Raw genomic sequence first — 15436 nt, 5'->3', positions numbered from 1 at the left:
TTTTCAAACTTGTGTAGGATATAGCGTTCAGTCTTCACTGGAGTCCTATACGACGAAGCCGATTCCCTTCTTGTGTACGACTACTATTGCATGATGAATAACCAAAAAACGGCAGCGAGAACAAAACGGTAGATCGCAAAATGAGTCAGGCGAATCTTCTGTATAAGCTTCCTAAAGGCTAAGACGACAAAATAAGCAACTACAAATGAAACGATAAAACCAGCTAGAAACACACTGATCGTCTCTGAAGTAAAATATCGGTACGAATCCAGCAATTCGTAACCGGACGCAGCACACATAATTGGAATGGCGATTATAAACGAGAAATCGGCCGATGCCTTGTAGCTCACGCCGCTAAGCATGCCACCGGAGATCGTGGATCCCGAACGGGAAAAACCCGGCCATAAAACGGATATAATCTGATAGATGCCAATCTGAAGCGCCTGCTTGTACGTCATATCGTCGAGTTCTTGAGAAGTCATTTGAACTTTGTGCTTATTAAACCATTCTGCAAACATCATAAAAATACCGCCGGCAACGAGTGCAAACAATACAGTCTGGACATGAAACAAGCTTTTGATAAAATCCCTTGCAAAAAAAGCAACGAGCAGAGCTGGAGCGATGCCCAATATGATATGAATAAGATTCAGTCTTTTACGTGTTTCCTTCTTATTCAGTGGTTCGCTCCTGCTCCAGCCAAGCAAGTTCAGAATCCGATTCCAGTAAACGATCGCAATAGCCAAGATGGCGCCAAGCTGGATAACAATCTCAAATGTCTTCATCATGGGTGTCTGATCATCGTACCCAAGCACCTTGGTCGTCAAAATCATATGGCCTGTGGAAGACACCGGGATGAATTCCGTTAACCCTTCTACGATGCCAAGAATAATAGATGTGATAAAATCCATATCTTACCCCTCCCTAACCTTTGTCCTCCTTATATGTATGCTCGGACAAAGCAAGTTAGTCGAGGGGTGATATCAGGAGTTCCAGCGTGAAATCATGGATTCCTCAAGCGAACCGGGACGGGCGAGCTCGGTCCGCAGCAAATCTCTGATGAACTCTGGCAGCATATATACCGTATCCTTACCAAGCGCCAACGTTTCATATCCTATCTTAAAGGTAAACATATCGAGAGTTCCTACTGTGTATTCCCGTTTCCGGTCTAGCGGTTTTCCCTTTAAGGAGATATCCGTTATTTTCTGATAAGGCTCTCCGTCCTTGTCATAATGAATCTTGCATCCATCCACAGCCAGTCCGCCTAATATATATCCGCGGAAACCAAAGCCCATTATCTTCTTCCTGCTAAACTCCTCAAGAAGACTTTCTTCAAGCGCTTGGTAGATATGCTCTCCTAGCAATTTGACAACGCAGGGATTAATCGGGGACGGACATAAGCTATGAAGCATTCCTGTACTGATTTCGCCTTCCGGCAAAGGTCCAAGCAGCTGTCCTGAATTGATGATGGCAATCTCCGCGCCTGTATGCTGCAGCACGGCCTGAGCCAGGAGATTCGCAAAGGGTGACTCCTTCTCATAATTGATCGGCAGCTGTCGGTCAATAACGGCAACCGCCTCCGATAATTTCTCCTTAGCCAGCTCATGGTGCTTCATAATTGCTTGCTCTACGAGCGGTTCCATCAAGCTTTTATCCACGGACAGTAAACTGCCTTCTATACAGGTAAAGCGTTCATTCTCATGGGTCCGCTGCATGACGAGACGACCAACATATTGTCCGAATTTGCCTGCACCGCACACCGTTGTCTGTCCGATGATCAACGGCTCCTCCAAGATATGGTGAGTGTGACCGCCAAGAATAACATCGATGCCAGCAATTTGTTCTGCTAATCTTTTATCCATCGTTAGACCTAAATGGGATAACACAACAATAATGTCGCAGTGGTCCTGCAGCTCATGTACTTGTTCAGCAATGGCTTGCACCGGATCCCCAGCTTCCCAGCCTAACAATTGATAAAATCCTGCAAAAGCTGCAGTTGCACCAGTAAGTCCGATGCGAATGCCTTCCCGCTCCAGAACCACGTTAGTTTTCATCCAAGAAGGAGGATTACCGCTCTTGATTTCATGAATGTTGCAGCAAACGATAGGGCATTGCAATCCGGCATATACATGTTCCAGCACATCATACGAGATGGTTAGCCCTTCATTATTGCCGATCGTAATTGCGTCGTATCCTGTCAAATTCATGACATCCACATTGGCTTGGCCCATGGAACCCTCAGTTTCCATCGATGCCCGGTCCATATGGTCACCAATATCCAGCACAACCACCTTCTCGCCGGCAGCTTCCTTTTCCCGGGAAATAAGTGCCGCCACGCTACTCATCGTGTCAAAATGGCTGTGTATATCGTTCGTGTACAATAGGGTCAGCTTCTGATATGTCTCCCCTGTTACCACCTGGCGGCCCCCTCTCATAAGTCCGTTATACGGATAATTTCCGGTCTTACAAGCATAACATTTTAACAAGGAATATGGTATATTGCAGCCCACAAGAATTACGGAGTGATACCGTTGTCGACAGTCATTCTTAGCTGCTACTTCGGATTAACCGAATGGATATCGGAAGTGCTCTCACAAGACTTTCGTGGCGTCAATCAAAAAATATGCACTTTCAGCTCGCCTTATTCAGTACGATGATGAGGTAATGCTAATTCCACCTGTGTCCGGTGTCATGATCGACATGCAAAACTCCTGGCCACCTTCCAGCTTGTATTAAATAACTGAAACATATCTTCCGATATAGAATATAGGACGATAGATGGGAGTACAAAGTATACGAACAGGTTCTTGAGGTCCACATCATAGGCTATAAGACGCAATTTTACATTGTAAAACCATAATTTTCTTGCTAAGATAGTTTTGATCTTTTACTTCAGTATTTTGCATGATTCTATCACGCGCATTATATAACATCGTATATTGACGAATACAATATATCCGATCAAAACATCGATAATTCGCCAATTGGTTTTCAAAGATAGAATTTTATGCAAAATGCTCACTTTTATAAGGGCAAGAGGTGCAATGATTTGAGAGTACATGTCACAGACCTGATACCCGGAGATCAAATACAGCACGATGCATACAACGATAAGGGCGTTCATGTTCTACAGGAAGGGACCACACTTCGTTCAGAGGACATATCCAAGCTTAGCCAGCATGGAATCGATTACGTAGAAATAAAACCGCGCACATTGTCATTATCCCTTGATCCTTTATCTGAAATCTCAGATTCATTCAACAAGGTGAAGCCACAATTCAATCTCGCATTTGATGGGTGTTCTACCTTATTCACAGAAGCTTCCCAAACGGGTAAATTCAATCAATCGGTCGTAGACGATGTCTTCAAACCACTAGTTGGCTCTTTGGATGTTCATACGGATGTTGTATCCCTGCTTCTGCTTTTTAATGGGAAAGATGATTATACATACAGACATTCCATTCAAGTCGGAATGTTATCGTATTATATCGCTGATTGGATGGGCTACTCCAAGAAAGAAGCCTATGAAATTGGCAAAGCCGGTTATCTCCATGACATCGGCAAATGCAAGATTTCGAGGGATATACTCGATAAGCCTGGCAAACTGACAACAGAGGAATTTGAGGAAGTGAAACTGCATACCGTCTATGGGTATGAGATGATCTCTGATTCCATGAATGACAAGATTACCGCCATGGTTGCGCTGCAGCATCATGAACGGGATGACGGTTCCGGTTATCCGCGGGCGCTCCGAGAAGAACAAATCCACCCCTATGCTCATATTTGCGCTGTAGCCGATGTATACAGTGCGATGACTACGAATCGGGTTTACCAATCCAAGCAGCAGCTATTGACAGTTTTACGGGAACTATACAGCCTCAGCTTCGGAAAACTGAACGGCAAACCGACGCATGCCTTCATTCAGCAAATGCTGCCAAACTTTATCGGCAAGAAAGTCCTGCTGACAACAGGTGAATCCGGCATCATCGTCATGAACCATCCTTCCGATTATTTCCGTCCGCTAGTTAAAACTGATGATCGATTCATTGATCTTTCCAAAGAATATCATACCTCGATCCAAGAGATCCTTTTGTAGCTAGTAATTTGCTATTTCATATAAATGTTGCAAACGACAATAAATCCTTCATCCAAAAAACCCGTCACATTTATGTGATGGGTTCATTTTATTGCTTATTCAAAAACGATATGTATTAAAAATTTCAGGAAAAGAACAAATTAGCACTAGTCCTATAATTACAGTTGAAAAAAAACATATCCAACCTATTGTTTTTACATTTTTTATAAATTCCATCTTTTTTCTCTAATTTACTAAAGAAGATTTATCTCCCCCCATGAAATTACAACTAGCATAAACACTCCAAGTGCTATGACTTATAAAATGTTGGCGCTAAACAACTGCTGAAAAAATTGAAGAAGACGAACTCAAAGAGTTCGCCTTCTACAAGGTTTTATTTGTTATCCAATAGACCCTTCCATTTCGAACTTAATCAGTCGGTTCATCTCAACCGCATATTCCATTGGAAGTTCTTTGGTGAACGGCTCGATAAAGCCCATAACGATCATTTGCGTAGCTTCGGATGCGCTAAGTCCACGGCTCATGAGGTAGAACAATTGCTCCTCGGATACCTTGGATACGGTCGCCTCATGCTCAAGCGTAATATTATCGTTCTTGATCTCGTTATAAGGAATCGTATCGGACGTCGATTCATTATCGAGAATGAGTGTATCACACTGGATGTTGGCTTTCGCGCCCTCCGCGTTGCGGCCAAAGGAAGCAAGTCCCCGATACGTTACTTTACCACCATGCTTACTGATGGATTTAGATACGATCGTAGACGTAGTGTCCGGTGCCAGATGGAGCATCTTCGCACCAGCATCCTGGTGCTGGCCTTTGCCTGCTACCGCGATGGAGAGCACGGAACCTTTTGCACCGCGGCCCTTCAGAACAACGGCAGGGTATTTCATTGTCAGCTTAGAGCCGATGTTGCCATCGACCCATTCCATCGTGGCGTTCTCTTCAGCAACCGCACGCTTCGTTACCAGATTGTAGATGTTTGGTGCCCAGTTCTGGATCGTTGTATAACGAACGCGAGCATTCTTCTTACAGATGATCTCAACTACCGCACTATGAAGCGAGTTCGTACTGTAGATTGGAGCTGTACAGCCTTCTACGTAATGTACGAAGCTGTCCTCGTCCGCAATGATCAGTGTGCGTTCGAACTGGCCCATGTTCTCGGAGTTGATACGGAAATACGCCTGCAGCGGAATTTCACATTTTACGCCTTTTGGTACATAGATAAAGCTTCCGCCAGACCATACGGCACTGTTCAGCGCAGCAAACTTATTATCAGCTGGAGGAACGACCGTTGCAAAGTATTCTTTCAGGATTTCCGGATGCTCTCTAAGAGCCGTATCGGTATCCATGAAGATAACGCCTTGATCCTCAAGATCCTTCTGCATGTTATGGTAAACTACTTCGGATTCGTACTGTGCGGATACGCCCGCCAAGAACTTCTGCTCTGCTTCCGGAATACCCAATTTATCGAAGGTTTCCTTAATCTCAGCAGGTACTTCCTCCCAAGTCTTCCCTTGTTTCTCGGATGGTCTTACATAGTACTGGATATCATTGAAATCCAGCTCATCGAGGTCGCCGCCCCAGCGAGGCATCGGCATTTTCTCGAACTGCTCCAGAGATTTCAAACGAAATTCCAGCATCCACTCAGGTTCGTTCTTAATCTTGGATATTTCCGTCACGACTTCACGCGTCAAACCTTTACCGGTCTGAAAAATAGCTTTGTGCTCGTCACGGAAACCGTATTTATAATCTTCCATTTCTGGTGCCTTTTTAGCCATTTAACTTACCTCCCTATCGATTTATTCATTACTTCGCGTCTATTCCTTTTCGGAGTGCGTTCCAGGCAAGTGTTGCACACTTAATGCGGGCAGGAAACTTGTTAACACCGGATAGGGCTTCAATATCCTCGTACTCTTCAAATTCAACATCCTCGCCTTGCATAAGAGAGGAGAAGCGGTTTGCCAGGCTGATGGCTTCATCCAGTGTTTTCCCCTTCACTGCGTCAGTCATCATCGATGCGGAAGACATGCTGATGGAACAGCCTTCTCCCGTATATTTAGCATCGGCTACAACGCCGTTCTCTACCTTAAGCTGCAAGGAAATTCGGTCTCCGCATGTCGGATTGTTCAAATCAATCGTGACTGCATCAGCTTCAAACTTTCCTCGGTTGCGGGGATTCTTATAGTGATCCATAATGACACGTCTGTACAAATCGTCAAGTTGCATCGCCAAAATACTCCTTTGTCTGGATTAAGGCGCTAACTAATCGATCAACGTCCTCTTCTGTATTATACAGATAAAAGCTCGCACGTGCCGTGGAAGATACTTTTAACCAACGCATAAGCGGTTGACAACAATGATGTCCGGCGCGAATTGCAATACCTTGGGCATCGAGCACGGTCGCTACATCATGCGGATGAACGTCACCCAAATTGAATGTAACAAGCCCCACCTTACGCTCCCGAGGACCATAAATAGTTATGCCTTCGATCTCTGACATACGGTTCATAGCGTAAGCTGCCAGCTGCGTCTCATGCTGTTCGATGGCGTCCATCCCGATTTCCTCCAGGAAATCGATCGCTGCGCCAAGCCCGACAGCTCCTGCGATGATAGGCGTTCCGCCTTCAAACTTCCAAGGCAGCTCTTTCCAGTTGGATTCGTACAGTCCAACATCATTAATCATCTCTCCGCCGAACTCGATCGGCTCCATTGATTCCAGCAGCGCCTTCTTGCCGTATAATGCGCCGATTCCTGTTGGAGCACACATCTTATGGCCGGACAAAGCGTAGAAATCGCAATCCAGGTCTTGAACATCCACTTTCATATGCGGCGTACTTTGCGCTCCGTCAACCACTATGACAGCACCGTGACGATGCGCAATCTCCGCAATTTCTTTCACGGGATGTACAACACCCATCACGTTGGACACATATGCGATAGCTACAACCTTCGTCCGTTCGGTAACCAGTTGTTCTACATCTTCAACACGGATCGTGCCGTCAGGCTGCAGAGGTATATATTTCAGCGTAGCACCAGTAGCCAAAGCCGCCTGCTGCCACGGAATGAGATTGCTGTGATGCTCCATTTCCGTAAGGACGATTTCATCTCCAGGCCCGCAAACTGAGCGAGCATAGGATGAGGCGACCAAATTTAAGGCCGTTGTCGTTCCCCGGGTAAATATAATTTGTTCCGAACTCTCGGCATTAATGAATCGAGCAACTTTCTCCCTGGCTCCTTCATAAGCATCGGTAGCACGGCTCCCGAGTGTATGAACCCCGCGGTGAACGTTGGAGTTTTCCCACTCGTAATACCGCTTGATCGCATCTATGACGACCTGCGGCTTCTGAGATGTCGCGGCATTATCGAGGTATACCAGCGGATGTCCGTTGATCTCCTGGTGAAGAATGGGAAATTGCTCACGGACAGAGGCGATCATTGTCCCAGCTTCCTTTCAACGAGCCCTTGCAGTTGGTCGCGCAGTCCCTCAAGCGGAATTTCGCTGACAACCGGAGCCAAGAAACCGTAAATAACCAAGGATTCCGCAACGCTGCGGGAAATCCCCCGGGACATCAGATAGTAAATTTGCTCCTGATTCACTTGTCCCACGGACGCCGCGTGTCCAGCTGTTACGTCATCCTCATCAATCAACAGAATCGGGTTCGCGTCTCCGCGGGCTTTCGGGCTGAGCATCAGAACACGTTCGGTCTGTTGACCATCTGCCTTGGTTGCGCCCTTCTCAATCTTGGTGATTCCGTTAATGATGGCCTGTGCCTCTTCACGCATAACCGCACGCGTAATCATCTGGGAAGCGGAACTCTTACCATAATGCTTCGCTTGCGTTGTGTAGTTGATCTTCTGAGACCCGGAACCTACCGCGATGACTTTCGCATCTGATGTCGAACCGTTGCCCTTCAGAATGCTCATGGTATCGCTCGCTGTATCGCCATCGTTCATCTCGCCAACAATCCATTCGATCGAAGCATCGTTGTCAAGTACAGCACGGCGGAACGTAACATCCGTTGCTTCTACAGTCAACTGGTGAACGGAAGCATAACGAACTTTCGCACCATTTTTGGCGAAGATCTCTACCGCTCCGTTATGGGTTACCGGCGCAGCCAGGGAATCCGATACATAGTTGTCTACGTATGTGATTTGGCTGTTAGCTTCGGCTACAATCAGCACGTGCGGAGCGAATGTCGCTTCAGCATCATCAGTCAGCATAACGGCTTGAAGCGGAACATCAACCTCAACATTCTTAGGAACATATAGGAACACTCCGCCGTTCCATACTGCAGCGTGGAGAGCAGCCATTGCGTGCTCGTCATTCTTAAGCGCTTGATGCAGGTAAGGTTTAACCAGATCCTCATGCTTTCTCACCGCTGTTTCCAAATCCGTGAAAATCACGCCTTTGGCAGCAAGTTCTGAAGCCAGACTTGTATATACCGTTCCGGAGTTGCGTTGAATAACCAATCCGCCTTCCCTTGAACCTTCGACAAGCTGTGCTGCCCGCTCAGGCAGTTCATCGAGGGAAGCAAGTTTCTTGCTTTCTTTATATTCACCGTAGCTTTGGATGTTCCAACGCTCGATGCGTTGTTTCTCCAGCTTGGGCAATTCCAATTGGCCGGCAAGTTCCAAAGAAGCCAAACGGCTGTCTGTCAGCCAAGTTGGTTCCTGTCTACTCTCGGACAAAGCCTTCAAAGCCTCAGCGTTGACCGGAAGTATGGTTTGTGTAGTCATATCGTTTCCTCCTCCCGTCAATTTACGCGTCTTGACCTACAGTTTCATCCGCAATGCCCAGCTCTTCCTTAATCCAGTCATATCCTTCTGCTTCCAAACGCTCAGCCAGTTCTGGTCCGCCGGATTTCACGATACGTCCTTGCATCATAACATGCACAAAATCTGGAGTAATATAGTTAAGCAAACGTTGGTAGTGGGTAATAATCAAGAAACCGCGTTCTTCGGATTTCATCGTATTCACACCGTTTGCTACAATTCTTAATGCATCGATATCAAGACCGGAGTCTACTTCGTCAAGAATGACGAGTTTTGGATCCAGCAGCATCATCTGCAGGATTTCGTTACGCTTCTTCTCACCACCGGAGAAGCCTTCGTTCAGGTAACGGTGCGCGAACTCTGGATTCATCTCGAGTTCTTTCATTTTGCCTTCCATTTGACGAATGAACTTAATCAAAGAAATTTCATTGCCTTCACCGCGACGAGCGTTGATGGCGCTGCGCAGGAAGTCAGAATTCGTTACACCAGCGATTTCACTTGGATATTGCATGGCGAGGAACATACCTGCGCGCGCACGCTCATCAACTTCCATCTCCAGTACGTCTTCATCGTTAAGCAATACTTTACCATCTGTAACCTCATATTTAGGATGACCCATCAACGCGGAAGCCAGCGTACTTTTACCTGTACCGTTCGGTCCCATGATGGCATGAACTTCTCCGCCTTTCACCTCAAGGTCGATTCCCTTAAGAATCTCCTTGCCTTCGATTGTTGCTTTCAATCCTTCAATGACAAACTTTGTTGACATATTAGATTCCCTCCGTTGAATAGGTAGTGTATTGTTGTCCTATATGATAACAGGTTTGACACCCTGATTTCATAAATTAAAAAATAATTATTTGTTTATAATCATTCTAAACTGATTATCACTGATTCTCAAGCCATTTTATAATAAAATATGACGTATTTCAACCGGACAGGCTTTTTGAAGACATCATCAGACAGGTAGAGCAATCAAAAAACAGGCCTAGCCGTTGGACGGCCAAGCCTGTTTGATACCGAATTCATTCCTTATATGTTTCACTCTTATCCAAGATAAGCACGCAGCATCCACATATGCTTCTCAAGATCCGCCTTGAAGCCGGTAAACATATCCGCTGTAGGCATGTCTCCCGCTTTCTCGGCCATCTCAATGCCTTCGCCCATCTCCTCGGAAACGGTAGCAAAGTCCTCAATCAGCGCTTGAACCATACCGCGAGTATCTTCATTGCCGGAGGCCTCTTGCACGGTAGCAAGCTCCAGATACTCCTTCATCGTTGCAGCCGGTTTGCCTTTGATCGAGAGCAGACGCTCAGCGATTTCATCCATTTTAAGTGTAACTTCATTATACAGCTCTTCGAATTTCACATGAAGGGAGTAGAATTGTTCCCCGGTTACATACCAGTGATAGTTATGAATTTTGACATAAAGCACGTTGAGATTTGCTACTTGCTGATTCAACAGTTGCTCCAGGCTGGAGTTTTTGGTTTTTCCCGCAGCTTTGCCAGATGTAGTTTTTGCCATGATTAATCCCTTCCTTTTCTATATGAAATGCACCCTGTACTGTCTCCAAGGATATGCTGCACCAGCGGTGTAATCCCATTGTAACTGGAATCAACTGCTATTGCTATTCCTTCATTAATATATGAGTACATGCTGTGCTTGGGCGTCTATTTGTAGTTTACCCTCACAAGTACGAAGCGAATCAAGTTCATTAAACTTGTCTTTCACCCAAAAAATGATACAAAATTTACGAAAAAACGTTATACTAGATAATACCAAGCAAAAACGTTGGCTTTTTTTCTTTTATATTATTTGGGGGTGACTAAACATGTCTACATATCATCCGCTGAATGCGGAGAAGGCGATACAATTAGCCAAGAGCTTACCCGGCCGTTTTCCGGACCATGCTGAGCTTGAATGCCATGAAATCGGGGATGGCAATCTCAATCTGGTGTTTCATGTCACCGCCAAAAACACGGACGATAGTATCATTATCAAACAAGCGGTTCCTTATGCAAAAGTCGTTGGAGAATCGTGGCCGCTTTCTTTGGAACGCGCACGTATTGAACGCCAGGCACTTGAAATGGAATATTCGCTCTGCCCGGATCTTGTTCCCGAAGTATACGGATATTCGGATGAGCTTGCTTATACGATCATGGAGGATTTGAGCGAGTATACCATCATGCGCAAAGGCTTAATTGAAGGAAACGCTTATCCTAAGTTCGCTGAGCATATTGGTCTATTCCTGGCCAGAACCTTGTTTTACACTTCAGATTTGGGGATGAACCAGCAAGAGAAGAAAATACTTGCCGGCCGCTTTGTGAATCCGGATTTATGCAAAATCACAGAAGATCTCATCTTCGAAGACCCTTACCGGGAATCAGCTAATAACAATTATGAGCCAAGCATCGCCGATGAAGCGGAAGCCCTACGTGCCGACCTGTCCCTTCACTTCGAGGTGACGCTGCTTCGCGAAAAGTTTCTAACCCATGCGCAAGCTCTGCTGCACGGAGATCTGCATACGGGCAGCATCTTCGTCACATCAGAATCTACCAAGGTGATCGATCCGGAATTCGCTTTCTTTGGTCCGATGGGCTTTGATATCGGCGCTGTGATCGGTAATATTCTGCTCAACTATGCAGCACAACCGGGCTGGAGTCAGGATGAACATGCGCTGGCAGCGCGGGAAGCCAGACTCCTTGAGATGGCAAGCGATGTGTGGACCCACTTCGAGAACAATTTCCGCAAGCTCTGGAATGAGGATCTCCTTGATGAAATGTCTCGAACGCCAGGCTATCAGGATCATTATGTATCGCAGATTTTGAAGGATAGCGCCGGGTATGCCGGTTGTAAAATGATTCGCCGCATAGTAGGATTGTCCCATGTAGCGGACATTGACACCATCACAGACGATAACGCCAGAGAAACGGCACAGCGCAAAGCGCTTGCCATCGGTAAACAGCTCGTGCGCCATCACAGAAGCATCGAATCCTTAGAGGATATTTTGACACTAATAACACAAGCAACGAAAGGAAATGAGGTATCCATATGAGCGGTATAACATCCGGCAATGCTAACACTTATGCACCGCTAAGTTCGGTTTATTGGGAAGGAGATCATCTGGTTCTGCTGGACCAGCGTTTGCTCCCGGAGGAAATTGTTTATCTTCAGCTTTCTACACCCGAAGAAGTATGGGAAGGCATTCACTCCATGAAGGTCCGCGGGGCACCAGCGATTGGAATCGCAGCAGCATTCGGCGCTGTGCTTGGCGGCATGCAGTACGAAGGTGCCGACAGCAAGGGCTGGCTTGAGCAAGTTGTAAAAACGTGCGCTTATCTGGCTACTTCCAGACCGACAGCCGTCAACCTGTTCTGGGCCCTGGACCGGATCAAGCTTGCTGCAGAACAGCTCGCTGCTTCAAACCTTGAGGCAGCCGGACTTAATGCAGCACTGCTGGCAGAAGCAGAGGCAATCCGGGCTGAGGACGAGGATGTGTGCCGCCGTATCGGTGAAAACGCACTTCCGTTCTTCGAGGATGGCATGGGCGTGCTTACCCACTGTAATGCGGGTGGACTCGCGACAGCCAAGTACGGCACGGCATTGGCACCGATGTATTTGGCTCATGAGCAGGGCCTGAACATTAAAGTATTCGCGGACGAAACCAGACCGGTGCTCCAAGGTGCTCGCTTAACCGCTTTTGAACTCCAGCAGGCGGGTATTGACGTAACACTTCTCGCTGACAACATGGCTGCTATGGTCATGTCCAAAGGATGGATCCAGGCGGTCATCGTGGGTACTGATCGCGTAGCCGCAAATGGCGATGTAGCCAACAAAATTGGGACATACGGGGTAGCCGTTTTGGCTAAAGCTCATGGCATTCCTTTTTACGTGGCGTGCCCGCTGTCGACGATTGATCTGAATACGGCGTCTGGAGCCGATATCCCGATTGAGGAACGGCCTGGGGAAGAGATCACGGAAGGTTTCGGAAAACGTACGGCGCCGCAAGGCATTAAAGTGTACAATCCTGCCTTTGACATAACCCCGAATGAATATGTAACTGCGATCATTACGGAAAAAGGCGTCGTGAAAGCACCTTATCATGAGAGCTTGAAAAGCCTGTTTGAATAGCAGCTACGATATCAATAAGCCTTGACACCAAAGACGGACAGCCGATTAACAACCGATTGTCCGTTTTTTGGTGAACGCTTGTAGTGCATGCATTGTGTTCACAGCATTCTCAGTATGGCATCCTTGCCGGCCAAACCAGGATGGATTCCCCACTTCTCTGCTTCCAGAGTTACGGATTCCAGAGGTGCTTCCAGCAGCTGCTCCAGTGTGCGGACCCCGGTAGCCCTCCCTGCAATAATCTTCCGGTCAGCCAGCCGTTCATTCAGCAGTCCCACATCGAGTGCACCGCACATGATATAGCCACGGGAAGTATAAACAGCCAGGAGCGTGGTTTTCGGCAGCTGAACCTCCACGCCCATAACGGTATGTCCTTCAATATTAATCGGCAGTAAAGTCACCAATTCACACACCTCCCCTCGCTTTTCGCTTAGAATTATGTTTATTCCTCATGAACCGACATGGTGCAAATGTCTCGTAAGTTCATGCATTTCCTTCTATAATAAATGGGGCTAATGTCTCTTCAGTAGATAGAGTAATGATGAAAACGTTATGACATTAGGACTATCAAAATTCGAAAATTATGGTATATTAGATTCAGTGGAAAAACAATGTGAAAGCTGGTGTATGATAAAAGCTATGAACACAATTCCTGTCACCGATGAGAACGGCTTTTTATTCAACGTTGATATTCTGGTCAAGAGTTCTTCCAACGCACTGGCTCTGCAATATTTGCTAGAAATGCTGAACGAAAAGGCTGAAGTCATCGATTTCCGGGTCAAATCCGGAATGGAGCTTGGAGAAATTATCAATACCTTGATCCAAGCCAAAAAGAATTCTGTTATTAGCAAAGCTTCTCGCAAATCGAATTCTGAAACCTCTCCCAAAGAGAAGCAGGTTACGCCTGCCACATCTTCGACACCGGAGAAAAAGATCACTGCAAGCGCTCCCCCCGTGCAAACTCCAATCACCGGAAGTGATCCCTTTGAATGGATAAAAGTATACAGTAAGGATAATCGACTTGTTCGCCTGACAACGAACCGCAACGGAAAGCAAACAAGCCTTCCCTGTCGTATTCTCAACTATGACGAAAGCAATTTTCTTGTGAACGTATATCATGTCGATGAGAAACAGGTTTATACCTTCAAACTAAATGAAATTGACGAATTCAGTGTCAGTTAAAGTCGGTACATCGCCACCGTAATCCATTAAAAAAACGGCTACGCCGCCCCATAAACAAGGGTTCGGTGAAGCCGTTTTTTCTTTAGAATCAAGCTCGTTTCGAGGATAGCGCTGAAGACATCAGCAGCAGCCAGCCGACGATAAAGGATACGCCACCTATTGGTGTTATAGCCCCTAGCCACTTAATACCTGATATACTTAATACATAGAGACTGCCTGAGAAAATAATCGTTCCGGCGATAAAAAGAGCGCCCGCCCAAAACAGCTTGCGGGATTCGCCCAGCACCTTCGCGAGAATACCTGTAATCAATACGGCCAGTCCGTGTATCATGTGATAATGGACACCTGTCTCGTACGTAGCCAGCTCATCTGCAGTAATGCGATCTTGGAGCATATGTGCACCGAATGCTCCGATGGCTACAGATAAAGCCATCAGAATCGAGCCCCACGCAATGAATGTTCGACTCAAGCCTGTTCAACCCCTTTTTTATCAACGGACCATCCTGTCCTTATGTCATCATGTTAAGTTTAACGGATTCTCTACAGCTTTTCCACAGGGGTATAAGTGCTCTGGACTTGATTTCCAATCTATTTTGTGAAAGATTAATAAGGAAGCATAACTAACTTTGGTAGACACCAACAAAAAAATGATTAAAGAATGTATTCCAAGTAAGGAGAGATTATGTACATGGATCAGCAATCATCCTCCTCACCATCCGAGGAACAAGCATCACCCAAAAGACCCAAAACTACCTTCATCCCCCCTGAGGACAGAAAACACTCCCGCTTCGGTATAGCATCTTTCACATTATCCATCGTGACGCTGCTAGGATATATTCTGCTTGGGGCGCTCGGCACGACGATGATTGAGCCTTACATGACTGAAAATGGTCCGCTTTTGGAGCCGAATCAGGAAACACTCGAAGCGATGACCACATTAGCGGCTGTATTCATCCTCGTCATGATTATTAATATCATCGGACTGGCGCTTGGCATTGTAGGCTGCTTTAGCAAAACCCGCAAAAGAGCCGTCGCTGTCATTGCCACCATCGTGAATAGTATTGTCATCATTACCATCGCTGGTCTGTTCTTCTTTGTATTAAACGCTTAGGACACAAGAATAAAGACACCGTACTTGATCTAAATCAGGTGCGGTGTCTTTTTCATGCCAAACCATGATTCACCCTCACATATCGTTCTTTCTCCCGAATATAATGAGATACTACAGCCGAAAAAGACGGCAACAAGCGTCATGGCTAC

At 46.3% G+C, this 15436-nt stretch carries 15 protein-coding genes; 5 read left to right on the top strand and 10 right to left on the bottom strand.

The genetic code is table 11. The features are described from left to right. Positions 1–83 precede the first annotated feature (83 nt). Both ABEQ74_RS17260 and ABEQ74_RS17255 read right to left on the bottom strand, forming a co-directional pair. On the bottom strand, positions 84–908 hold the full coding sequence (locus tag ABEQ74_RS17260; RefSeq protein WP_430123349.1) for an undecaprenyl-diphosphate phosphatase: 825 nt from the start codon (positions 906–908) through the stop codon (positions 84–86). A gap of 72 nt (positions 909–980) precedes the next feature. Further along, on the bottom strand, positions 981–2414 hold the full coding sequence (locus ABEQ74_RS17255; protein ID WP_430123348.1) for a bifunctional metallophosphatase/5'-nucleotidase: 1434 nt from the start codon (positions 2412–2414) through the stop codon (positions 981–983). A gap of 632 nt (positions 2415–3046) precedes the next feature. On the opposite strand from ABEQ74_RS17255, the gene ABEQ74_RS17250 reads away from it, so the two are divergent. Next, positions 3047–4093 carry an HD-GYP domain-containing protein gene (locus tag ABEQ74_RS17250; RefSeq protein ID WP_430123347.1) on the top strand — a complete coding sequence of 349 codons (1047 nt, stop codon included), beginning with the start codon at positions 3047–3049 and terminating at the stop codon, positions 4091–4093. A gap of 380 nt (positions 4094–4473) precedes the next feature. Here ABEQ74_RS17250 and sufB read toward each other — a convergent pair whose 3' ends face one another. From sufB to ABEQ74_RS17220, 6 genes are all read right to left on the bottom strand, one after another. Continuing rightward, entirely contained in the window at positions 4474–5871 is a 1398-nt protein-coding gene (gene sufB / locus ABEQ74_RS17245; RefSeq protein WP_430123346.1) for a Fe-S cluster assembly protein SufB, read from the bottom strand. A 28-nt stretch (positions 5872–5899) separates the two neighbouring features. Then, positions 5900–6319 (bottom strand): Fe-S cluster assembly sulfur transfer protein SufU, encoded by a 420-nt coding sequence (sufU, locus tag ABEQ74_RS17240; protein WP_053491970.1) that lies wholly within the window; start codon positions 6317–6319, stop codon positions 5900–5902. Beyond that, on the bottom strand, positions 6309–7529 hold the full coding sequence (locus ABEQ74_RS17235) for a cysteine desulfurase (protein ID WP_430123345.1): 1221 nt from the start codon (positions 7527–7529) through the stop codon (positions 6309–6311). The genes sufU and ABEQ74_RS17235 overlap by 11 nt, the downstream gene beginning before the upstream one ends. After that, positions 7526–8830 carry a Fe-S cluster assembly protein SufD gene (gene sufD / locus ABEQ74_RS17230; protein WP_430123344.1) on the bottom strand — a complete coding sequence of 435 codons (1305 nt, stop codon included), beginning with the start codon at positions 8828–8830 and terminating at the stop codon, positions 7526–7528. Before sufD ends, ABEQ74_RS17235 begins: the two co-directional genes overlap by 4 nt. A 22-nt stretch (positions 8831–8852) precedes the next feature. Continuing rightward, positions 8853–9635: a Fe-S cluster assembly ATPase SufC gene (gene sufC, locus ABEQ74_RS17225; protein ID WP_430123343.1), complete on the bottom strand. Its 783-nt coding sequence runs from the start codon at positions 9633–9635 to the stop codon at positions 8853–8855. A 278-nt stretch (positions 9636–9913) separates the two neighbouring features. Continuing rightward, positions 9914–10390 (bottom strand): Dps family protein, encoded by a 477-nt coding sequence (locus ABEQ74_RS17220; RefSeq protein ID WP_053491966.1) that lies wholly within the window; start codon positions 10388–10390, stop codon positions 9914–9916. Between the two features lie 307 nt (positions 10391–10697). Between ABEQ74_RS17220 and mtnK the strand changes: the two genes are divergently transcribed. Further along, positions 10698–11921 carry an S-methyl-5-thioribose kinase gene (mtnK, locus tag ABEQ74_RS17215; protein ID WP_430123342.1) on the top strand — a complete coding sequence of 408 codons (1224 nt, stop codon included), beginning with the start codon at positions 10698–10700 and terminating at the stop codon, positions 11919–11921. Next, a complete protein-coding gene (mtnA, locus tag ABEQ74_RS17210) occupies positions 11918–12997 on the top strand; it encodes an S-methyl-5-thioribose-1-phosphate isomerase (RefSeq protein WP_430123341.1) in 1080 nt (359 codons plus the stop codon). The genes mtnK and mtnA overlap by 4 nt, the downstream gene beginning before the upstream one ends. A gap of 98 nt (positions 12998–13095) precedes the next feature. Here mtnA and ABEQ74_RS17205 read toward each other — a convergent pair whose 3' ends face one another. Next, a complete protein-coding gene (locus ABEQ74_RS17205) occupies positions 13096–13398 on the bottom strand; it encodes a YunC family protein (protein ID WP_054403875.1) in 303 nt (100 codons plus the stop codon). Between the two features lie 223 nt (positions 13399–13621). Here ABEQ74_RS17205 and ABEQ74_RS17200 point away from each other — a divergent pair, with 223 nt between their 5' ends. After that, complete coding sequence (locus tag ABEQ74_RS17200) at positions 13622–14176, top strand: hypothetical protein (RefSeq protein WP_430123603.1); 555 nt, start codon at positions 13622–13624, stop codon at positions 14174–14176. An 88-nt stretch (positions 14177–14264) separates the two neighbouring features. Here ABEQ74_RS17200 and ABEQ74_RS17195 read toward each other — a convergent pair whose 3' ends face one another. After that, a complete protein-coding gene (locus ABEQ74_RS17195) occupies positions 14265–14645 on the bottom strand; it encodes a DUF423 domain-containing protein (RefSeq protein ID WP_430123340.1) in 381 nt (126 codons plus the stop codon). Between the two features lie 219 nt (positions 14646–14864). Between ABEQ74_RS17195 and ABEQ74_RS17190 the strand changes: the two genes are divergently transcribed. Further along, a complete protein-coding gene (locus tag ABEQ74_RS17190) occupies positions 14865–15287 on the top strand; it encodes a hypothetical protein (protein ID WP_430123339.1) in 423 nt (140 codons plus the stop codon). The last annotated feature ends 149 nt before the right edge of the window (positions 15288–15436 follow it).

The sequence above is a fragment of the Paenibacillus solani genome (assembly GCF_050475945.1).
Classification (GTDB): domain Bacteria; phylum Bacillota; class Bacilli; order Paenibacillales; family Paenibacillaceae; genus Paenibacillus_AQ; species Paenibacillus_AQ solani_A.
This window is presented reverse-complemented; position numbering and strand designations above follow the sequence as displayed.